This window comes from Paenibacillus germinis (assembly GCF_013141785.1).
Lineage (GTDB): Bacteria > Bacillota > Bacilli > Paenibacillales > NBRC-103111 > Paenibacillus_E > Paenibacillus_E phytorum.
Map to the genome: position 1 here is coordinate 176,806 of NZ_WHOC01000198.1, position 20,134 is coordinate 196,939.

Here is a 20,134-nt window from a genome sequence, read left to right on the forward strand (position 1 = left end):
TCCTTATGTGCTCTGGTTTAAGACCGTCTTCAGCTTATCAATCGCCCGCTTCTGAATCCGGGATACACTCATCTGAGAAATCCCTAATTGGTCGGCAATGTGCCGTTGCGATTGTCCTTCATGATAAATAAGACCAATAACCTTACGTTCTTCCTCTTTCAAACAAGTCATCGCCTCTTCAAGATCCATACGTCTCTCGAGGGTTTGATAGTCATCCGTTGGACCGGCGATCATATCGCCAATGGTCGCACTATCCCCATCACTCGTGAGCGGAGTATCCAGTGATGTGTAATTATAATAATCGCGGCCTGCCAGAATCTCAATCGTTTCTTCCGGACTGAGCTCTAAATAAGCCGCAATCTCATCGATACTCGGCGAACGTTCCAGTTTCACAGTCAGTTCATCCAGGGCACGCTGGACAAGCGAACCTTTCTCCTTAATTCGTCTTGGAACCTGTATGTACCATGACTTGTCACGCAAATAATTTTTCAAGTGACCAATTAAGCTTTTCATTGCATAGGCTTCAAACGGAATCTCCATGGTGCTGTCATACTGTACAAAAAGCCGCAGCATCGACATCTGTCCAACTTGAAATAAATCCTCATATAAATCAGGACGGCTCCGTGACATCTTACCTACTGCCATACGAACAATGGGTTCATAGTGCAGCAGCAGCGCCGTAGCCGTCTCTTGACATGCGGTTTCCCGATAAATCTTCATTTTCGAATACATTTCATATAACGGTTTCGAGGATGATGCATTCGCATTCATACCATTTCCTCTTTTCTATTCAGCTGGCTTGCCAGTTGCTTCGTCAGAATAACCTCGGTTCCTTTACCGCTATGCGTCAATACTTGTACATCATCCATTAAAGCTTGCATCAGGAACAAACCTAGTCCCCCCACCGTCGCTTCACTGATGGATTTATGGTGCAGCGAGGCAGCTTCGGCATCTGTTTGAACATAATTAAAGCTATTGCCTTCATCCTTCACAGAAATTCTCAAAAAGCCGCTGCTGTGCTCAAATTGAACCTCTACGCTTCCTGACTGGTCATGAGAGTAAGCATGCAGGATCGCATTGTTGCAAGCTTCTGCCACAGCAACTTTCATGTCTTCAATATCTTCGAAGGAAAAGCCCGCTTTGGTGGCAACGCCATATAAAGTGAGTCGAACAATATCTAGATATTCCGCCTTTGCTGGTATCGTAAGGCCAATGTATGGGCTCATATGATTTCTTCTTTCCTTTCTGTTACACCTTTGTTTTGACTTTGGTCTTCACGATCTACCAAATAGCGAGCAATGCCAGTTAGTTCGAATAATCGCTGGATTTTGGCAGGGATGTGATGAATACGGAAGGCTGCCTTCATCGCAGCTCTAACTTTAAGCACGGAGACAATCATACCAATTCCGGTACTGTCAATATAACGTAACTCTTTTAAATCCAACGTTAGAATCTCATTTCCTTTATGAACAACCGAGTCAAGTACGGTGGCTAGCTCCGATGCAGCAGATAAATCAAGTTCTCCACTTAAGTATATGATATTTTCTTTCCCATTCGATTGTTTGTAGACCGTAAATTTACGTATAGCGTTCACAAGATGACCCCTCTCTATTTCGAAACACCGGTTTGCGGTGATTTTTTGGCTTTCATTTTTTGCAACATCTCATACGTGATGGCAGCACCTTGCAAAATCGTCTTCCATTTCGTACTGAGCGGCTGAGTTTGTTGGGTTAAATTCGTTTGTTTAACAGCTGAGATTAAGCTCGCAGCTGATTGTTTCACCGACGATGTTAACTCGTGAATCACTTGCCCTACATCGTTAACCGAGCTGAACAAATGGTTAAGCTTCGACAGCTTCACACGCACATCTATGGCCATCTCATTGGTATTGAGAATAACGTCCTGTACTTCCGAACTGATCTGTGTGACTTCATCCTTCATTTGGCCCATCGTTAATGTGATCTCATCTAATGAGTTTTTCAGTGATTTCAAAGTTTGAATCAAATAGAAGACAAGGAACACAAACGCAACGGCTGCAATGATCGCACTAATTTGTACTAACATTTCAATCACCCCTATCTGCTTAATTACTTATTGCTTACCCCTGTTCTTGGCATCTGAAACAATTTATGTAGAATTTTTCGATTTACTTTCCTTTCTGTTTCAAGAGGCATAAGGCAGGGTACTTACACGTATGCACAACCATACTAATTAAGTGGAGGGATTTTACAATGGTCAAAGCTGCAACGAAAGCAAGTCCGATTACAGAGATTCTTGACAAGCAGGTCGCTAACTTTTCGGTTCTCTATATGAAGCTGCATAACTACCATTGGTATGTGAAAGGCGAGAATTTCTTTACTCTACATATCAAATTCGAAGAATTATATACAGAGGTTGCCTTGCATCTAGACGTTATCGCAGAGAGAATGCTATCTCTTCGTACGATTCCGACAGCAACCTTGCAGGAACATTTGGCCACAGCGTCCATTAAGGAAGCTAAAAATGAGGAGACGGCTGAGCAAATGGTGAAGCAGCTGGTAAGTGATTTCACCCGCATTTGCTCGGAGCTGACAGAGGGAATTGAACTTGCTGAAGAGCAAAAGGATCAACCGACAGCCGATCTGCTCATCGGGATTCGCTCATCGCTTGAGAAGCACAGCTGGATGCTGGATGCGTATCTTGGCAAATAAAAACACCGGCTTAGGCCCTACTTGGTTGTGAGTGCTGTAACGGTTGGTGCAAGCAAGTTATGCCGCCGAAAAGTATATTCGCTTGCTCATCGTGTACAACAATAGGCAAGCTAATTCTTTTACATGTTGTTCTTTGTATAACATGCAGCGAGCCAACCCGCACACATGTTGTACTCTGTACAACAATAAGCAAGCTAATTCGCATTTTCCACGCGATTGTTGCAGAAAATACAACAATTCCAGCCTAAAGTAGCTCTACAGCCTACAAAAGGGATTAATTGTTGTATAAACTACAACATCCTGAGCTTTTCAAGAAGAAATCAAGGAAATTGTTGTACGTTGTACAACTTGCCTATCTGATTGGCCATTTACCCAAAAACCAGAAAACAAAAATGTAGGAGAAAATAGTCTCTTCCTGAGAGCTTATACTTGTATACACAATCTCACTTAGCTTAACAAAAAACCACGGATCGGCGGTTTCCCCGTCAATCCATGGTTTTGTTTTGGACATATTTGACGAGCGTGACTTCGGTTCCTCGGTCTGTGTTCACGGTAACCTCATCCATCAGCGCTTGCATGAGATAAATCCCGAGGCCTCCAGACTCTAGCTCGCTGGGCGAAGCCCCTGACAAAGGCACCGTATGCTCGTCGCGTTCTTGATAATTAAAGCCTGTGCCATCATCTTTCACTTTCACAGTCAATCTGTCGTTTCCGGGCTCATAGCTAATTTCGATTTGCCCACTGCCACTCTGCGGTTCCCCGTGAAGTACAGCATTGTTGCAAGCCTCCGAAACCGCTACCTTCATATCCTCGATATCCTCATAAGAGAAACCTAACTTGGTAGCAACCCCAAAAAGACTGAGTCTTACAATATCCAAGTATTCCGCTGCCGCGGGTATTTGTAAACGAATCACATTCATGCGCTTCCTTCGATCCCTTCGTTCAGGAATCCAGAGATTCCCGTAAGATCAAACAGCCGCTTAATGCCAGCCGGGATATTACTGACCGTGAACGGCGCTTTCAACTCATCCCGAATTTTCAAAGCCGAGACCACAATACCAATCCCCGTGCTATCAATATACCTCAACTGCCCCACATCGAGGATTAACGCCTTATCCGCCCGATGAACAACCGCTTCGAGCGCATGACGGAACGTTAAGGCCGCAGCCAAATCGAGCTCCCCACTGATACGAAGCTGTATAGATTTCTCCAATTCTTCCTGATCAACTTGGAACTTCTCTGCTGACATTAGCCACACTCCCTTACGTTATTCTTTCTCTAAATAGTAACAAGGCTCTACCATTTACACAAGCTTTGCCTTAAATAGGATGATCTCCCTTCATATGCCTTCAAGCTGACCATAGGGCCAGCTGCAGACATTAGGTACTTGAAAGATGATAATAATCGATGGATATCAGTTCTTGTGTCTCTGGTTCAATAAAAAGCTTAATTAATGCTTCTCTCCGCTGAAAGACGATACCATCCTCCGCCACATAATCGGGTTCTCCTAGCAGCCGCTTCACATCCTTTATCGTCAACGGTATCCGTTGATCATTGATTTGAACGCGCCCAACCTTGGCTGGAATTTGAACAAAAGTCACGATATCATCTTGGAAGCCAATATTCATATCCGGGTATTCATACGTAAAGGCTTCTACAAAGTTGGGATCCTGGACAAACGTTAGTGGGTACCCTTTCTTGGCAATGACTGACTCTGTATCATCATAAAGTGAGATTCCCTCTAGGCTATTGAGCATAGGAACCGATGAGTTAGCTTCAGCCTCCTGTAAATTAGCACCTATATCACTGCTAGACTCCGCTTGGGCAGCTGCAAGAGTAGGCGGCAGGACGGGGACGAAAGTGTTATCTGCTCCTTCCGGATTCAGAGTGATGATCCCCGGTGAAAGGATGATTTCCGGTTCACCGATTTGTTCAGAAGTTGTCCATCTGACGATACTCATCGCTAGAATAACGACTAGAAAGAACAAAGCCAGCTTATAGACACGGCTGCGGTAGCCTATTATGTGTGTTAGCAGCTTAGCACCTTTATCACGTAACATTACGTTCATATCTGATCCTCCTACTCTCGCACTTTTGGATTAGATCACTCCACTTTTCTCAGCCACAAAGGGGTGTGCGTACTGACCGCATAACACGGCTCCTTGCTCCACTACGACCTGCTTGTCCAAAATAACTCGGTCCAAATACACGCTTGCTTCAATTTCACAGTCATGCATGATGACACTGTTCTTAACACTGGCGCCTTTACTTACCGTCACACCTGGAAACAAGATGCTGTTCTCCACATAGCCTTCAATCCGGCAGCCATGAGCGACGAACGAATTGCGGATCAGCGCGTCATGGTTACAGGCCGTTGCTTGTTCTTCCTCTTTCCGCGTATAGACAAACTCTTGATTAATCATGAATTGCTTCCAGCCTTGCGGTTGCAGAAGATCCATGCTGTGCACATAGTAACTATCTATGGAATCCATAATTGCCATATACCCATGATTGGCATAGCCTTGTACATGAATATCGGCTAGATGAGCCCAGATGACCTCTTTCAGATAGATCTCGCTCCCGCGCTTCAAGCTCTTCTCAATGAGATCGATCAGTAGTTTCCGCTCCATAACCATCGTGTCCAAATCGATATTCTGCGGTGTTAAGCTCGGCAGTGCGTGATAGGTGGGAGAGGCGCTGGTCACGCGGCCTTGATCATTCATCTCCAAGTTGTAAGCGCGACCAATATGAGCATGACGGTCAATCTCTGTCAAATGTTTAAAAAGGACCGTAATTTCCGACCCACTGCTGAGGTGGTAATCGACCATATTTTCGAAATTAGAACGATAAATAACACTGCTAGGCGCAAGCAAAATATAGGTTTCGGTGCACGACTTTAAATACTCGAGATGACTGTACAAATGAAGGAGATCACCATAGTCGAAGGTTCGCGTATCACTCGCGGGATCAATCCATAGGGAGAAAGGAGGGAGAATAGAGACCCCTCCTGCATCCGGAGCATCTAAACCCCAGTGATGCCCGTCACCCACATGTTCAAGCAGCGAATCCGCCTTCGAATTGGCCAGAACGACGACTTTCTGAATACCGGAATTGCTCATATTGGAAAGCGCGAAATCGACCAGTCGATACCGACCGGCAAAAGGCACAGCAGCGACACAACGATTGCGTGTAAGCGTTGATAAATCATCCTGTTCATTCATGAGATTGATCATGCCAAGAACATTTTTCATCATACACTCCTCCTAAGAGTCTTGCTTTAGCAAGACTAGCATCGTAAGCATTTACTACGTCCGATTAACCGAAATTCAGCCTCGTATCCGTCAGCTTAGCAGGTATCACAGCTGGATAATGGCGTCCTACCACTGTTTTCTCACCTATTGCAATAATCTCTGCACCACCTGGCTTACCAACAATAGCTCCATCTTTAATAATGGATCCTTCTCCAATAACGGCATTAAGAATAAGTGCATTTTTTCCAATCTGAACACCCGGCATGATGACACTGTTCAGGATCCTACTATTTTCACCAACCCTAACGCCATCAAATAGAACGGAATGACTTACATTACCATGAATGGCTGCGCCGTCTCCTATCATCGCATTGTTCACTCTGGCACTTAGGGCGACATGGCTTTTCGGATGGTCACGTTCTTGGGTCAGCACAGGCCATGTATCGTGATCCCATTGCAGCCTTGGCGTGTAACCAAGTAAATCCATATGGGATTCCCAGAGGCTTTCGATCGTACCAACATCCTTCCAATACCCTTCAAACGGATATGCGGATAAATGGGCCCCTGCCGCCAGCAGTCCAGGTATAATATCATGACCAAAATCATGACTAGATGTCATTTCTTTCGCATCTTGTTCCAGACATGCCTTCAGCACATCCCAATTAAATATATACACACCCATGGAAGCCAGATTGCTAACAGGTTTGATCGGTTTCTCAGCAAATCCGGTAATTCGGTGATGCTCGTCCGTATTCATAATGCCGAACCTGCTTGCTTCTTCCCATCTCACTGGAATAACCGAAAGCGTCGCATCGGCACCAGATGCCTTATGATGCTCGAACATAGCTCTGTAATCCATATTATAAATATGATCACCAGAAATAATTAACACGTAGCTTGGATCATGTGCACGAAGGTAGGCTATATTTTGATAAATGGCATCCGCTGTCCCCGAATAAGCATTAGGAGCGCCAACTTGCCTTTCCAGAATGGAGATGCCGCCGCTTTCACTCGCCATGCCCCAGGCTTCCCCATTGCCAATATGGGCATTCAAAACAGCTGGCTTGTACTGCGTCAGTACACCGACCGTATCGATACCGGAATTACGGCAATTGCTCAAGGTAAAGTCGATAATTCTATATTTTCCGCCAAAATGAACAGCCGGTTTAGCGATATTTTTAGTTAAAGGACCTAGTCTAGTACCTTCACCGCCAGCTAATAGCATAGCTACACATTCCTGCTTTTTCATAATCATCTCATCCTTTCGCTGGAATATATTTGAGTACGATTGCTGCAAGGGGAGGTATTGTTACGGTTATGCTATATGGACAATCTTGGCATGTCCACTCTTCGGAGACTAGCGTACTGTCGTTCGTCACGCCCGATCCGCCGTATTCTTGCTTATCACTATTAAAGACCTCCTGATAACGCCCGGGCCTCATCACCCCTAGTCGATATCCCTCATGAGCCTCTGGTTTGAAATTACACATGATGACGAGATGTTCATCGTCGTTTTCAGCGTTCCGAATGAAAGACACCAGTCCATCGCTTTTATCCTCAGCGTTAATCGGTTCGAAGCCGCTCGGTTCATAATCCAATTCCCATAAGGCTCTCTCCGCTATGTAGAAGTGATTCATATTTTTCACAAAATGCTCAAATTGCTGATGTTCTTCAAATTTCAATAAATCCCATTCCAGCGATGCTTCCGAATTCCAATCATCGATCTGACCGAATTCATTTCCCATGAAAAGCAGTTTTTTACCCGGATGACCCATCATATAGATGTACAGCACTCGCAAATTGGCGAAACGCTGCCAGTTGTCATCACCTGACATTTTACCGAGAAGGGATTTACTGGAGTGAACCACTTCATCATGCGCATAGGGGATAATATAATTCTCATCCCAAGCATTTAGCAGTGAATTCGTTAATTGATCTTCCTGACTGCTGCGTTCTTCCTGATTTTTCTTCATATACGCAAGCGTGTTCCATGTAAAGCCTAAGTTCCATTTGTAATTAAAGCCTAATCCGCCATTCTCGACGGGAGCGGTTACGCCTGGATAAGAGCTCGTATCCTCCGCCATCATCAGTGCATTGGGATACCTGGAGAATACGACGGCATTCAGCTTCTGGAGGAAGGCAATTCCTTCGAGATTCTCATCGCCGCCCTGTTCATTCACAATACGATCTTCATCTTCTCGATCAAAATTCAGCGTAAGTATGCTATAAACGGCATCTACTCTTAAACCATCAATATGATAGACATCCATCCAAAATAGGGCATTGGAGATTAAGAAACTAAGAACTTCCGGCTTCGCATAATCGAATACCTGTGTCCCCCAAGTAGGATGTTCACCTTTTCGGCTGTCTGCATATTCATAAAGCGGTGTCCCATCGAATCGGGTCAAGCCGTGAGCGTCTTTGCAGAAATGTGCGGGCACCCAATCCATAATGACGCCAATCCCCTTCTGGTGGCAACGATCAACGAAGTACATGAAGTCCTTCGGCGATCCAAACCGGCTCGTAACCGAGAAATAACTGGTTACCTGATAGCCCCAAGACGCATCCAGAGGATGTTCCTCTAACGGCATCAGCTCAATATGCGTATAGCCCCGTTCATGCACATACTCGACTAGCTCGTCAGCTAATTCCACATAACTGTAGAATCCGCCGTCCTCCTTGCGCTTCCAACTGCCCAAATGCACCTCGTAGATCAGGAGCGGCTGTTGTAAGAATTGGTTTGACGTGTTGTTCGCCAGCCACTCCTCGTCCTGCCATTCATAACCTTCCAATGAGGTAACAATGGAAGCCGTCCCGGGCCGAAGCTCGGAATGAAACGCATAAGGATCTGACTTTAGATAGCATTCATCGTCTAATGTGACGATTTCATATTTATATAGTGTGCCTTCACCGAGTTCCGGAATGAACAGCGTCCATACGCCATCTGCTAGCGACATCTGGTGATTGCTGCCATCCCATCCATTGAAGCTGCCTGAAACGTTAACCTGCTTGGCATTTGGCGCCCAAACTGCGAAGTTAACCCCCATCTGACCACTGCGCTCTTCCACATGGGAACCCAGAAAATGATAACTTTGATACTGCGTACCCTCATGTAACAAATACAAAGCGTCTGAACTGGCTTCCGATGCCAATGTCGCCATCCCAATTCCTCCCAACGTGTTGGAATCTAATACTCCTTATTACACGCCTTCGGGTCTATTGAAACAAAAAACACACAAGTTTTATTCCCTATTTGGGATAAAACTTGTGCGTTTTTTGTTATAAACCATTCTTCGCCTATCTGCTGCTTGAGTCGATGTTTTTCATCGCTAACGGATGGGGTAAGCCGGAAATTTGCCCCTTTAACGATGTAAAACATGCTTACAGTTGTGGGAGATGGCCATTCTTCGCCAATCGGCTATCTGAGACGATGTCTTTCATCGCTAACGGATGGGATAAGCCGGAAACCAGCCCCTTTAACGATGTAAAACATCCTTACAGATGCGGGAAAAGATCAATCTTCGCCTATCTGCTGCTTGAGTCGATGTTTTTCATCGCTAACTACTACGTTGTTATCATAACCAAGCACATATCGTCTTGTGGAGAACCCGTTTTGGCATAAGGATAAATACGCTCAACCAAGCCATCGGGATCGTGCGTCGTCGTCGCCTTCAAGCTTCCCATGATTTTGGTGATGCCGTCCTCCTGTTCATCATCGAGCCACTCCGACAGGCCGTCAGTGAATAAGACAATCCGGGCATCCTTCTCATAGGGAATAACACCTTTGGTAATCTCAATCCCCTCAAAAAAGCCAAGGGCGCAACAGCCTTCTGTCAGCAATTTCACTTCACCATCCAGAAGGGCGATGCCTGCAGGATGTCCGGCATTCACATACTCAATCGTACGCCGTTCCGTGTCAAGGACCATATAAATCGCCGTAAAATAGTAATTAATCAGGTTATCGGATTGATGCAGCTGATTCATCCGCCCATTCAGCTCACGCATCACACCTTCAGGATCACAAATGTTCGTGATGGTATCCTTCAGAGCAGAGTAAATATACATGCAGACAAGCGAAGACGAAATGCCATGCCCCATCATATCCAGCAAAATGATCCCATGCCGATTGGGTCCAATCGGATACCAGGCATAGAAGTCACCCGCGAGCTCAGAAGACGGTTTATAGACCGCTGAGATCTGGATATGCTCATCCTTAATGGGGCTGCTCAGTACACTAAGCTGCACTTGTTTAGCCAAATCAAGCTCGTACTTAATCCGCTTGTCCCGCTCTTTATGCCAATCCTTCTCATATTTCAAGCGGAGCGTAGATCGAATACGCGCAAGCAGCTCTACTTTATTAATCGGCTTCATCACATAATCGAGTGCCCCGGCATCCAGCGCTTCAGCAAGTTTATTGGAATCCCCCATCGCTGTCACGAAAATAATCGGAATATCCCGAAACCTTTCGTCGGCTTGAACCGTTCGACAAGCTTCGACCCCATCAATTTCCGGCATCATCATATCCATCAAAATCAAATCAACCGGCACTTCAACCGTGCTTGGTGAATCCATATCTAATAATTGATACAGCTCTCTCGCAGAAGACACCATAACTAACTCGGTGTAACCGGCTTTAAGCAGGATTTTTTCAATAATAAGTAAATTTGTCGCGTTATCGTCTACTATCACAATACTCATTTCTCAAACCCCTTTCGGGTAAAAGTTAACGGAAACCCTCATCGTAGTTTACCATAATTTATTATCAAACATGTTGATCGTTTATTTTATCTACTACCCATTTTAAAAAAATTCAATCACAAGGATGCCTGGGCTTCCTCGCTTATATAATGAAACGGAAATAAAAATGAGCTTTTTGTGTTTCAAATAAAAGAAAGAAGGTTACATCCTAGTATGAAGCATGGCAACACCACAACACCCAAACTAAAGGAGAGATGACTCATGAGTGAAGCAGTCGGAACAAACAAAGGCGGACTATTGTTAGGTTTAGTAATCGGCGGCGCTGTAGGCGCGATAACCTCATTGTTATTAGCCCCTAAAGCCGGGTCGGAGCTGCGTGAAGACTTGTCGAATACGTATCGCACGTTCAATGATAAAACAAGCCAATTGGCTTCCGCTGTAGGTCAGAAAACACAGGATTTTGTCTCGACCGTAAGTGATAAAACACAAGATATCGCGTCAGCTGTTAGTGAGAAGACGCAGGAAGTTGCATCAGCAGTCAGTGAGAAAACAAAGGATATGGCCCACTCCGTTAGCCATCAAGCTTCTGAGGCCGCTGATAAGGCCAAAGAAAGCAAACAGCTTGTAGATGAGTCTTTACAGGCTGCCAAAACGAATTACCAAAACAACCAACACTAAAGGTATCACATAGATTCGTAAGGACGGATTAACGATTTCCTCTTGCTTGAAAGGAGTAGATTACGATGGATAAAGGCACCTTGCATCAACAGTTAACCGATTTGGGGTTGGAACGTATCGAGTACACGGAGAAATCGGTCTATAAATTCGATATTTATCACGATGCCACATCAACCGCCTACCCGCTTACGTTAACCACATTCACCTCTGAACACGGGAATACAACTGTTCATTTCCATGAGGCCGACTTTCAAGAGAATGAATTCGTTCCTCTGCAAGTTCGCCGAACAGCATTGGACAAGCTAATTGAACTAGAGCGACTCTGTAATGGATCAGCCAGCAGATCCTTGGCAGAAGCCAACAATGGCTCCATGGCGCAGGATATGGATGAGATGAAGAAGTTGGGTAATGAAATGAAGCATATGAAGACGAATAGCGAACTGCTGGAAAAGAATATGATTCCTGATCCGATTCAGTAGCTCAAGGATAAACGAATAAGCGCGAAAACCGCGCTTACAGCCAGAGCTATGCGAGCCGAAGCCCGACAACTGAGTCTGAGAAGTCGGAAATCGACTTTCGGCAGATCATCCCGCGAGTCCATGCAGATAAAGCACCATATCCACAGATTGCGAAAATCATAAATTCCTATACAAAAACAAAAAGAGCCTCAATTCCATGAAATTGGAGTTGAGGCTCTTCTATGCTCTTTCATGCTCTTTCATGCTCTTTCCTGCTGTTTCACTTACCACTCGGCTACTGTACCATCGGCTTGACGCCAAACTGGATTTTTCCAGTTGTGGCCAATAGCAGCCATTTCTCGTACTTTCTCTTCATTGATCTCGATACCAAGACCTGGAGCTGTTAGATTAGCCACAAAGCCATCTTCATACTTAAATACAGAAGGATCTTTCAAATAATCGAGCAAATCACTGCCTTGATTGTAGTGAATGCCGAGACTTTGCTCCTGAATGAAGGCATTCGGAGAGCACGTATCCAGCTGTAGGCATGCTGCCAAAGCGATAGGGCCTAACGGACAGTGAGGCGCAATTGCAATATCGTAGGCTTCTGCCATCGCGGCGATTTTGCGTGTTTCCAAGATGCCGCCAGCATGGGATAGATCGGGTTGGATAATGTCCACGATTCCTTGGGCCAGCAGCTCTTTGAAGCCCCAGCGCGTATACATCCGCTCTCCCGTGGCAATCGGACACGAGGTGTAGCGAGCGATCTCTATAAGCGCTTCATTATTTTCAGGCAAAACAGGCTCTTCAATGAACATTGGCCGGTACGGCTCTAGTTCCTTGACGATGATTTTGGCCATCGACTTGTGCACACGGCCGTGGAAATCGATGCCGATGCCAACGTCCTTGCCGACGGCTTCGCGTACCGCGGCAATGCGCGCAATAGCTTCATCGACTTTGCTAATGGAGTCGATGTAGTGCATTTCCTCGGTGGCGTTCATTTTCACCGCCGTAAATCCAGCAGCGACCTGCTGTTTCGCCGCTTGACCTACGTCGCTCGGGCGGTCCCCGCCGATCCACGAATAGACACGCGTCTTGTCGCGGCAAGCGCCGCCAAGCAGATCATAGACGGGCGCATTGTAGAATTTGCCCTTAATGTCCCAGAGTGCTTGCTCAATGCCTGAGATTGCGCTGGTCAAGATCGGTCCTCCGCGGTAGAAGCCGCCGCGGTACAGCACTTGGAACATATCCTCGATCCGCATCGGATCCTTGCCAATGATGTGATCGCTCATTTCCATCACCGCTGCTGCAACCGTATCCGCCTTACCCTCTACGACGGGCTCTCCCCATCCCGTAATGCCTTCATCCGTCTCGATTTTCAGAAATAACCATCTTGGTGGCACCTTAAACAGTTCCAACTTCGTAATTTTCATGATTATCGTCCTCCTCTATCCCTTGTTGAATTCGCTGGGCAAGACCAAACTCCTCTCACCAATCAGCACGATTTGTTCACTACGAATATTGATCTCGGTACTCTTGCGGAGTCATGCCATAATGCTTCTTGAACGCATGGTTAAAGGAATGTGGGCGTTGATAGCCAAGCTGTGTGGCAATTTCATAAATCTTATCCTGACCATTCTTCAGCAAATACGCAGCCTTATCCATCCGGGCATGATTGACGTAGTCGCTTAAATTTTCACCCGTTTCAAGTTTATAGATCTTCGATATATAAACCGGATGCATGTACACATGATCGGCAATCGATTGTAAGGAGACGTCGCTAGCCAGATGCTGGTCGATGAAAGACCTAATATCCTTGATTAGCGTTGAACGGCTGTCCTGCCTTTCTTGATCCATATCCTCCTTCATGCGTTGTAAAGAACGAATCGACCATTCACGCAGCTGATTCACCGTACGAAAAGGGATACCTTCCATCATTCGTTCGTAATCACCGCCAATGAGCTGATGCAGCTGTCGGCCATTCTTATGTGCAATATAAGCAAAAGCGGATGCGATCGAGAAATAAACTTCTAATAGATGTTCCTGAGATTCCGAAAATCTAACTTCCATTTCATCAAATATCAGAGACAGCTTCTCCTCTGTATCTTCCCATCTTGCTGCTTCCAGTAAATGATTGAGTGTTGGCGGCTCATATAGCCTTTGCAAGGCTGATAGTTCGGTCTGAACAGACTCATCGCCAAGCCGCATGAACAGCTCGTGCTCACTCCCGATACGTTTGCGAAAGGCGCTAAGCGAGCTATTGTATAGCGCATTTATTTCGGCCGGGAACTCGCCCCAACTGCTCAGAAGGATGGAAATTTTGCCTTTTAAATAATTGTTCACGGCCGATTGGAGATCAGCAGCCGTGCGTTCCAGCCAAGCAGCATCTTCCTTGTCGGGTGTTTCCTGCTTATGCTTCATCACAAAAACCAAATAATCGTGAGCATCCTTCGTATGCCAGCTATCGAATTTCTCCGCAAATAATTCGTCGGCCATATTGCTAATCGCATATTCCATTAACGATAAATGACCGGTATCATATTCCAGAAAATTCGATTCCAACCGAACCATCATCAATACGCAAGCATGCTCATGGTAATCAGGGAGCTCTAGAATCTGCATTTTTTCTCGAAGCGAATGTTCCGATATTTTGTGCCCTTGAAGTAAATCATTCAATAAATTCCCCCTTAGTAGAGGGAGGTTTTCCTTGAGAGTATACGTAAGACGCTGCGTAGAGATGACGGTCTCCCATTCCTTCTGCTGCTTTTCCATCACTCGGCTGACTGTAGCCAGTAAAGCTTGTTCCGTGACAGGCTTGAGCAAATAATCCTCCGAGCCCTGAAGAATCGCTTCTTTGGCATAGTTGAAGTCCGAGTATCCGGACAAGAGAATGCACTTGGTCTTCGCCCAACGACGGTTGATCTCAGCAATTAATTGCAAACCGGAGATACCTGGCATCTGAATGTCCGTAATCACGATATTAATCGACATTTGTTCGAGCAGCTCCAGCGCTTCTTTACCGGAATACGCCTTAAAAACCTGCTCAATCCCGATAGATGCCCAGTCAATCGTAGACTGAAGCCGATCCACGACATGCGCTTCGTCATCGACAATCAATAGTTGAATCATCGTTTTATCACCTCGGTGGCTGGATCACTCTCCTGCGAGTTGTGTTTCCAAGTCAGTACGGCCCTTAAACCACCGTCATGTACTCGTTCAAAAGTAAGTCCGGAGCCTTCCCCGAACTGATAATACAAACGGTGGTGGACATTCCATGTTCCACAGCCAATCTCATCGGACATTGGAGCCTCCAGCTGTTTAAGCAGCTTATCTAATCCCGCTTCATCCAGCCCTCCGCCGTTATCTTCAACAATCAGTCGGTTCCAACCATCTTTCTGCTCACCCGTGATCGTGATTCGATCACCCTCTGCGCTGCGCTCAATCCCATGGACAATGGCATTCTCTACTAGCGGCTGCAAAATAAGTCGGGGAACCCACTCGTCCAACATCTCTTCCGGCACATTTATTTCATATTTCAACCGGTGTATACGGAGATTCTGAATCGTTAAATAATGGCCTACCAAATCCAGCTCATCTCGCAACCGCACGCTTTGCTTTTCGACTCTCGTCGTGTAACGGTAAAACTCAGCTAAATTCTGCGACATGGCTACGACTGATTCTTTATCTTCCATCTCTGCTGAATTGATAATGAAGAATAAGGAGTTATACAGAAAATGCGGGTGAATCTGCGATTGCAGCTGCTTCAAGGTCGCTTCACGTGAACGTATTTTCTCCGCATAAACATCCTCTACAAGCACTTGAATTTGCTCGGCCATCTCATTAAATCGTTGGATGAGGAAATCAAATTCATTTTTGGCTCTATACGCGATCCGAGCTGATAAATCGCCTCGCTTCACTTGCTGTACACTTTGAATCATCTTGCCAATCGGAATTTGTACGTTACGATACAGCAAGAAAGAAGCCAGAATACTCATCACAAGCAGCAGAGCAATAGAGACGTAAAACAATTTACGCGTCATCGTAATAGGCGAAAGTATCTTCTGCACCGGTACATAATCAACCAAGTACCAATCCAACTGTTCCGATTTGACAAAGCTGATCAAATACTGTTGATTGGCGATTTCAAATTGAACTTGGCCGGTAAGCGGTAAGCTTTGACCAGCCAATCTTTCATGGATTGTATGTGTAATCGACGGATTCGACGAGCTATTGAAAACCGCCCTATTTTGCCCATCAACCAAAAAAGGATCACTTCGTTTATCTTGCTTGTACACATCCAGCAGTTGAATCATATTCTGCACGCTGAACCTTACTTGATAAAGCACATTAGCTTGACCGGCAACCTGGGCACGTATCGGCTCACTAATTTCCCTAACGAACGACCCTACCCCATTGTCACCCTTGCGTTCCTCATACGTCCATGTTCGCTTTATCGGACTATCCCAAGGCCAAGTATCCGTCCCATTCACAAAAATACTGGAAGATAACACTTGCTTCCCATGTGGAATGGCAATGGTCAGTTCATTCACCCATCCGCTGGAGACACTTTGAAGGCTAAGTTTTTGTATAATACGCGACTGTTCTTTCAGCATGTCATAATCAGGCGACTCATTCCTGTCGATAAATTCCCTTATGTAAGGATCGCTGCCAAGAATAACGGGAGACATCGCTAATCGCTCCACGTCCCCATCCAATTGATGCATGAAGAAAGACAGCTGGTTTAAATTCGATGACTGAATCTGGTCTTGAACAACGTTATTCGTTATCCGATTCGTATAGCTGTAGAGCAGCACAATAGGGATAAGGAGTAGAACCAATAGAATGAGAATTTTGCTGAAAATATTAAGTTTATACGGCACGCTGGGCTCACCTTCCATGCTTCTGCTAAGCTTTTTAACTTAGAGTTAACTATACGAGAGAAGTCATGCAAAGAAAAGGTAACGACTACCCTCGTATCGTTATGTCTTCGTTATTAGCCTTTAACTGCACCAGCAGAAAGTCCGCTGACCACGTAGCGTTGAGACACTAAAGCAATGATCAGAACCGGAAGTGTAATGATACAAGCCGCTGCCATCAGCGCACCCCAGTTGATTTCAGAATAGGACATAAAGTTAAACACAGCGATCGGTAATGTTTTGGTTTTGTCCCCTGCCAAGATAACCGAGAACATAAAATTGTTCCACGAAAATATGAAGGAGAGTAACGATGCTGTAATGACACCTGGTCCTGAGATAGGTAAAATAATGCGCAGAAACACTTGATGATGCGTACATCCATCGATAAGCCCAGACTCTTCGATTTCCGTAGGAAGTGCCTCAAAAAATGAAATCATAATCCAAATAATAAACGGTAATCCAACAAGCATATGACTTAGAATTAAAGCTGTATACGTGTCTACCAAATGGATCTTGGAGAACAGGATGAACCAAGGAATCAAGAATGTGATTCCCGGAATAATTCTCGCAACTAAGATGAGAAGTCCCAGTTTGTGAAGGTGATGTCTTGCAATTGCATACGCTGCAGGAAGCCCTAAAATGAGGGACAAAAGCGTTGATCCAGCTGCAACAAGGAAGCTATTCCAAATAAACTTCATGAAATTGTACTCTTTGAACACACTGACATAGTTATGAAAAGTCGGTTTGAAAAAGAAGATATCGCCTGTCGATAAAATCTGTGATTGTGTCTTGAAAGAAGCCAATAACATCCAGATAAATGGAAAACCAAAAGCGATTAGGACTAGGAACGTTAGCAGCATTTGTATAAATCTTAAGCCCTTCTTTGGCTTCATGATGAGGTTCCCTCCAATCGTTTGCGCATCCATATCATAAATAAAGTCAGTCCCATCACCAGAGCAAAGAAGATAACAAGTAACGATGAAGCCATACCCAACTTAAAGTATTGGAATCCGAGCACATAGCCATACAAGTTCAATGTCTCTGAAGCAAAATTCGGTCCGCCTTGTGTGGTCGCATAAATAATATCGAACGTCTTCAACACATCGATTAAGCGCAGCATCGCCGCTACAATGATCGTTGGTTTCAGCAAGGGCAGCGTAATGGAAACGAACTTTCTCCATGCGGTTGCACCGTCCACATCTGCCGCCTCATAAGGATCGGTTGGAAGTGTAGCTAAGCCTGCCATAATAATCAGAGCAATCATTGGTGTCCATTGCCAGACGTCTACAATAACCAAGGAAGGTATAACCTGATTAGGTGAGGCTAGCCATAGTAAAGGCTTCAACCCCATCGATTTGAGCATCATATTAGCTACCCCAATGGTCGGCTCATAGATGAGCATCCACACCAAGCCCATAGCTACCGGTGTTGCTACCATGGGCAGCAGGAATACCGTTTTTACGATGTTTTTGCCTTTGAATTCCCTCGACAGCAGCAAGGCAATCGCGATCCCCAGGATAACTTCAAGCCCAAGGGCCATGATTGTGAAGTAGAACGTTGAACCTGTGGCATGCCAAAAGCGTTCGTCTTTGAATAAGGCGATATAATTCGACAACCCTACAAAAAGTGGCGGTGTTGTTGCGGACATGCTCCACTCATAGAAGCTAATTCGGAATGTATAGATGATTGGAAACAACATCATCAACAGGACGAAGATGACCGCCGGAAGTGTATAAATCCATTTTAAATTGCGGTTAAACCAACTGTATTGCATGACTTCATTCACCCTTCCTGATGAAATTGTACCCTTATGCAAAGGGTGAAGAGGGCCACTTGAGATGACCCTCATTGCTAACAATCGTGCTGTATTTATTTCGTTTTATCTTTATCCATAATCGCTTGCAAAGCTGCATTCGCTTTGTCTGCTACTGGCTGAATGTTCGTTTCACCAGTCATTAATTTTTGTACGATTTCACCAACGGCATCACGAGCTTCACCTACACTAATTACTGTTGGACGGTCGTGGTCAACACCGTTTTTGGAGCTTTCTTTAATGATAGGAACAAGATCAGCTGGGAAGCCTGTCGTACCTTCTGGTTTATCCCATACCGATGCACGAGCGCCTGGGTTCCCTTTTTGCTGTGTTTTCAACACGATATCTTTGCTTGTTGCCCATTGAATGAATGCCCAAGTCGCATCTTTATTACCCGATTTGGCATTCATTGCAAGACCCCAAGATGTAATACTGTAAGGTTTGGAACCTGCTTTACCCGCAGGAATTGCTGCAAAACCAACTTGATCGGCGATTTGGGACTTCGCTGGATCTGTCGCATTTTTGTACAGTGAGTTCGCATCCGTTAAGAAAGCAACTTTCCCTTGAGCGAAAATACCGAAAGCTTGCGGCCAAGACATATTGAGTACGCCTGGAGGTGCATAATCCTTAAGTAGAGTGCCGTACGTTGTAAATGCTTTGATCGCTTCTGGCGTGTTAATCGTCGCTTTATCGCCATTCGTGAAGTCCGCACCTTCTGAGTATAAGAAGGAAGATACTTGCGTAACTAGCGGTGAACGTTGGCCCCTAGCCACAAAACCGTACATTTCGTTCTTCGGATCATGCAGCTTCTTAACTGCTGCTTGCAGCTCATCTAACGTTTTCGGTACCGCAATACCAGCTTTTTGCAGCAGATCTTTGCGGTAGTACAAAATTTCTTGCTCAGTAATAATCGGAATACCAGCTAGCTTCGCATCTACAGTTGTGGAACCAACAGCTGATTTAGCAAAATCAGCGAAGTCATAGTCCTTTGCTTTTTGAGCATAATCATCCAGCGGTTGAACCCAACCATTTTTATAGAAAAGCTTGCCCTCTTGAAGCGGACGATACATGAAAACGTCTGGTGTCGCAGAACCGGATGTAAATTGTACGGTTAGTTTTTGTGTCAGCTGATCCTCGAAAAAGCTCTCAACGTTAACCTTGATCCCCGTTTCCTTCTCGAAGTCAGGCAGCAAAGGCTTGATTGCATCTGCCCAAGGATGGTTCGCTGCTACTAAAGAGATCGTCTTTCCTGCAAAAGGCTTCGCATTAGCGGCGGTTGCACCTGGTGAAGCTGCTGGCTGTTTCATCGTCTCTGGCGTGCTCCCGCATCCTGCAACAACCGTTGCTGCCATGATAACTGTGGTTCCAACACCGACCCATTGTTTCAATGATTTTTTCATCTGATATGTGACCTCCCAGGTAATCTTAAATGTATGTGCTTACATATCTAAGAGTACTTGATTCTTATATTCCGTTATATAACGAAAATTAAACATGCATAACTACATGTGAAGGGAAACGGTGGGTGGGGTTATTGGGCTAACTGTGACAAACAGCTGAAGACCTATGCAAACCACATTTGAAGCCTATTGCAAAAGATTGCTGAAACCCTGTGAACTACATTAGATCT

At 45.2% G+C, this 20,134-nt stretch carries 20 protein-coding genes; 3 read left to right on the plus strand and 17 right to left on the minus strand.

Going from position 1 to position 20,134, the window contains the following annotated elements:
* Positions 1 to 3 precede the first annotated feature (3 nt).
* The 4 genes from GC102_RS38680 to GC102_RS38695 are packed head-to-tail and all read right to left on the minus strand — an operon-like array spanning position 4 to position 2,064.
* Positions 4 to 771: a sigma-70 family RNA polymerase sigma factor gene (locus GC102_RS38680; protein ID WP_171694228.1), complete on the minus strand. Its 768-nt coding sequence runs from the start codon at positions 769 to 771 to the stop codon at positions 4 to 6.
* Entirely contained in the window at positions 768 to 1,226 is a 459-nt protein-coding gene (gene rsbW, locus GC102_RS38685) for an anti-sigma B factor RsbW (protein ID WP_171644419.1), read from the minus strand. The genes GC102_RS38680 and rsbW (GC102_RS38685) overlap by 4 nt, the downstream gene beginning before the upstream one ends.
* Complete coding sequence (locus GC102_RS38690) at positions 1,223 to 1,594, minus strand: STAS domain-containing protein (RefSeq protein WP_171694229.1); 372 nt, start codon at positions 1,592 to 1,594, stop codon at positions 1,223 to 1,225. The genes rsbW (GC102_RS38685) and GC102_RS38690 overlap by 4 nt, the downstream gene beginning before the upstream one ends.
* 14 nt (positions 1,595 to 1,608) lie before the next feature.
* Positions 1,609 to 2,064 carry a DUF948 domain-containing protein gene (locus GC102_RS38695; RefSeq protein WP_171694230.1) on the minus strand — a complete coding sequence of 152 codons (456 nt, stop codon included), beginning with the start codon at positions 2,062 to 2,064 and terminating at the stop codon, positions 1,609 to 1,611.
* Positions 2,065 to 2,231: 167 nt separating this feature from the next.
* On the opposite strand from GC102_RS38695, the gene GC102_RS38700 reads away from it, so the two are divergent.
* Positions 2,232 to 2,690: a Dps family protein gene (locus GC102_RS38700; protein WP_171694231.1), complete on the plus strand. Its 459-nt coding sequence runs from the start codon at positions 2,232 to 2,234 to the stop codon at positions 2,688 to 2,690.
* Positions 2,691 to 3,175: 485 nt separating this feature from the next.
* Here the strand turns inward: GC102_RS38700 and rsbW (GC102_RS38705) are convergent, their stop codons facing one another.
* The 7 genes from rsbW (GC102_RS38705) to GC102_RS38735 all read right to left on the minus strand — a co-directional run bounded on the left by rsbW (GC102_RS38705) (position 3,176) and on the right by GC102_RS38735 (position 10,639).
* The gene (gene rsbW, locus GC102_RS38705) at positions 3,176 to 3,610 is read right to left on the minus strand and encodes an anti-sigma B factor RsbW (protein WP_171694232.1); all 435 of its coding nucleotides are present in this window, start codon (positions 3,608 to 3,610) and stop codon (positions 3,176 to 3,178) included.
* Positions 3,607 to 3,939: an STAS domain-containing protein gene (locus tag GC102_RS38710; protein WP_171644424.1), complete on the minus strand. Its 333-nt coding sequence runs from the start codon at positions 3,937 to 3,939 to the stop codon at positions 3,607 to 3,609. Before GC102_RS38710 ends, rsbW (GC102_RS38705) begins: the two co-directional genes overlap by 4 nt.
* A gap of 130 nt (positions 3,940 to 4,069) precedes the next feature.
* Entirely contained in the window at positions 4,070 to 4,759 is a 690-nt protein-coding gene (locus tag GC102_RS38715; protein WP_171694233.1) for a hypothetical protein, read from the minus strand.
* 30 nt (positions 4,760 to 4,789) lie between these two features.
* The gene (gene glgD, locus GC102_RS38720) at positions 4,790 to 5,944 is read right to left on the minus strand and encodes a glucose-1-phosphate adenylyltransferase subunit GlgD (RefSeq protein WP_171694234.1); all 1,155 of its coding nucleotides are present in this window, start codon (positions 5,942 to 5,944) and stop codon (positions 4,790 to 4,792) included.
* Positions 5,945 to 6,005: 61 nt separating this feature from the next.
* Positions 6,006 to 7,190, minus strand: coding sequence for a glucose-1-phosphate adenylyltransferase (locus tag GC102_RS38725; protein WP_216628307.1), 1,185 nt, complete (start codon positions 7,188 to 7,190; stop codon positions 6,006 to 6,008).
* Positions 7,191 to 7,197: 7 nt separating this feature from the next.
* Positions 7,198 to 9,102, minus strand: coding sequence for a 1,4-alpha-glucan branching protein GlgB (gene glgB / locus GC102_RS38730; RefSeq protein ID WP_171694235.1), 1,905 nt, complete (start codon positions 9,100 to 9,102; stop codon positions 7,198 to 7,200).
* A gap of 403 nt (positions 9,103 to 9,505) precedes the next feature.
* Positions 9,506 to 10,639 carry a PP2C family protein-serine/threonine phosphatase gene (locus GC102_RS38735; protein ID WP_171694236.1) on the minus strand — a complete coding sequence of 378 codons (1,134 nt, stop codon included), beginning with the start codon at positions 10,637 to 10,639 and terminating at the stop codon, positions 9,506 to 9,508.
* A gap of 261 nt (positions 10,640 to 10,900) precedes the next feature.
* On the opposite strand from GC102_RS38735, the gene GC102_RS38740 reads away from it, so the two are divergent.
* Positions 10,901 to 11,317, plus strand: coding sequence for a YtxH domain-containing protein (locus GC102_RS38740; RefSeq protein WP_171694237.1), 417 nt, complete (start codon positions 10,901 to 10,903; stop codon positions 11,315 to 11,317).
* A 65-nt stretch (positions 11,318 to 11,382) separates the two neighbouring features.
* Positions 11,383 to 11,796: a hypothetical protein gene (locus GC102_RS38745; protein WP_171694106.1), complete on the plus strand. Its 414-nt coding sequence runs from the start codon at positions 11,383 to 11,385 to the stop codon at positions 11,794 to 11,796.
* A 263-nt stretch (positions 11,797 to 12,059) separates the two neighbouring features.
* Here GC102_RS38745 and dgoD read toward each other — a convergent pair whose 3' ends face one another.
* The 6 genes from dgoD to GC102_RS38775 all read right to left on the minus strand — a co-directional run bounded on the left by dgoD (position 12,060) and on the right by GC102_RS38775 (position 19,904).
* Positions 12,060 to 13,208, minus strand: a complete 1,149-nt coding sequence (gene dgoD, locus GC102_RS38750; RefSeq protein ID WP_171694238.1) for a galactonate dehydratase — start codon at positions 13,206 to 13,208, stop codon at positions 12,060 to 12,062.
* 79 nt (positions 13,209 to 13,287) lie between these two features.
* Complete coding sequence (locus tag GC102_RS38755; RefSeq protein ID WP_171694239.1) at positions 13,288 to 14,904, minus strand: response regulator; 1,617 nt, start codon at positions 14,902 to 14,904, stop codon at positions 13,288 to 13,290.
* Positions 14,901 to 16,655 (minus strand): sensor histidine kinase, encoded by a 1,755-nt coding sequence (locus GC102_RS38760; protein WP_312883505.1) that lies wholly within the window; start codon positions 16,653 to 16,655, stop codon positions 14,901 to 14,903. The genes GC102_RS38755 and GC102_RS38760 overlap by 4 nt, the downstream gene beginning before the upstream one ends.
* A gap of 113 nt (positions 16,656 to 16,768) precedes the next feature.
* The gene (locus GC102_RS38765) at positions 16,769 to 17,584 is read right to left on the minus strand and encodes a carbohydrate ABC transporter permease (protein WP_171694241.1); all 816 of its coding nucleotides are present in this window, start codon (positions 17,582 to 17,584) and stop codon (positions 16,769 to 16,771) included.
* Positions 17,581 to 18,465: a carbohydrate ABC transporter permease gene (locus tag GC102_RS38770; RefSeq protein WP_171644436.1), complete on the minus strand. Its 885-nt coding sequence runs from the start codon at positions 18,463 to 18,465 to the stop codon at positions 17,581 to 17,583. Before GC102_RS38770 ends, GC102_RS38765 begins: the two co-directional genes overlap by 4 nt.
* A gap of 95 nt (positions 18,466 to 18,560) precedes the next feature.
* Positions 18,561 to 19,904 (minus strand): ABC transporter substrate-binding protein, encoded by a 1,344-nt coding sequence (locus GC102_RS38775; RefSeq protein ID WP_376769443.1) that lies wholly within the window; start codon positions 19,902 to 19,904, stop codon positions 18,561 to 18,563.
* Positions 19,905 to 20,134: the final 230 nt, after the last annotated feature.

What these genes read in the sequence shown, in the direction of transcription:
- GC102_RS38680 (WP_171694228.1), bottom strand. Translation starts at nt 771, where the DNA reads ATGAATGCGAATGCATCATCCTCGAAACCGTTATATGAAATGTATTCG.
- rsbW (WP_171644419.1), bottom strand. Translation starts at nt 1,226, where the DNA reads ATGAGCCCATACATTGGCCTTACGATACCAGCAAAGGCGGAATATCTA.
- GC102_RS38695 (WP_171694230.1), bottom strand. Translation starts at nt 2,064, where the DNA reads ATGTTAGTACAAATTAGTGCGATCATTGCAGCCGTTGCGTTTGTGTTC.
- GC102_RS38700 (WP_171694231.1), top strand. Translation starts at nt 2,232, where the DNA reads ATGGTCAAAGCTGCAACGAAAGCAAGTCCGATTACAGAGATTCTTGAC.
- rsbW (WP_171694232.1), bottom strand. Translation starts at nt 3,610, where the DNA reads ATGAATGTGATTCGTTTACAAATACCCGCGGCAGCGGAATACTTGGAT.
- GC102_RS38710 (WP_171644424.1), bottom strand. Translation starts at nt 3,939, where the DNA reads ATGTCAGCAGAGAAGTTCCAAGTTGATCAGGAAGAATTGGAGAAATCT.
- GC102_RS38715 (WP_171694233.1), bottom strand. Translation starts at nt 4,759, where the DNA reads ATGAACGTAATGTTACGTGATAAAGGTGCTAAGCTGCTAACACACATA.
- glgD (WP_171694234.1), bottom strand. Translation starts at nt 5,944, where the DNA reads ATGATGAAAAATGTTCTTGGCATGATCAATCTCATGAATGAACAGGAT.
- GC102_RS38725 (WP_216628307.1), bottom strand. Translation starts at nt 7,190, where the DNA reads ATGAAAAAGCAGGAATGTGTAGCTATGCTATTAGCTGGCGGTGAAGGT.
- glgB (WP_171694235.1), bottom strand. Translation starts at nt 9,102, where the DNA reads ATGGCGACATTGGCATCGGAAGCCAGTTCAGACGCTTTGTATTTGTTA.
- GC102_RS38735 (WP_171694236.1), bottom strand. Translation starts at nt 10,639, where the DNA reads ATGAGTATTGTGATAGTAGACGATAACGCGACAAATTTACTTATTATT.
- GC102_RS38740 (WP_171694237.1), top strand. Translation starts at nt 10,901, where the DNA reads ATGAGTGAAGCAGTCGGAACAAACAAAGGCGGACTATTGTTAGGTTTA.
- GC102_RS38745 (WP_171694106.1), top strand. Translation starts at nt 11,383, where the DNA reads ATGGATAAAGGCACCTTGCATCAACAGTTAACCGATTTGGGGTTGGAA.
- dgoD (WP_171694238.1), bottom strand. Translation starts at nt 13,208, where the DNA reads ATGAAAATTACGAAGTTGGAACTGTTTAAGGTGCCACCAAGATGGTTA.
- GC102_RS38755 (WP_171694239.1), bottom strand. Translation starts at nt 14,904, where the DNA reads ATGATTCAACTATTGATTGTCGATGACGAAGCGCATGTCGTGGATCGG.
- GC102_RS38765 (WP_171694241.1), bottom strand. Translation starts at nt 17,584, where the DNA reads ATGAAGCCAAAGAAGGGCTTAAGATTTATACAAATGCTGCTAACGTTC.
- GC102_RS38770 (WP_171644436.1), bottom strand. Translation starts at nt 18,465, where the DNA reads ATGCAATACAGTTGGTTTAACCGCAATTTAAAATGGATTTATACACTT.
- GC102_RS38775 (WP_376769443.1), bottom strand. Translation starts at nt 19,904, where the DNA reads ATGAAAAAATCATTGAAACAATGGGTCGGTGTTGGAACCACAGTTATC.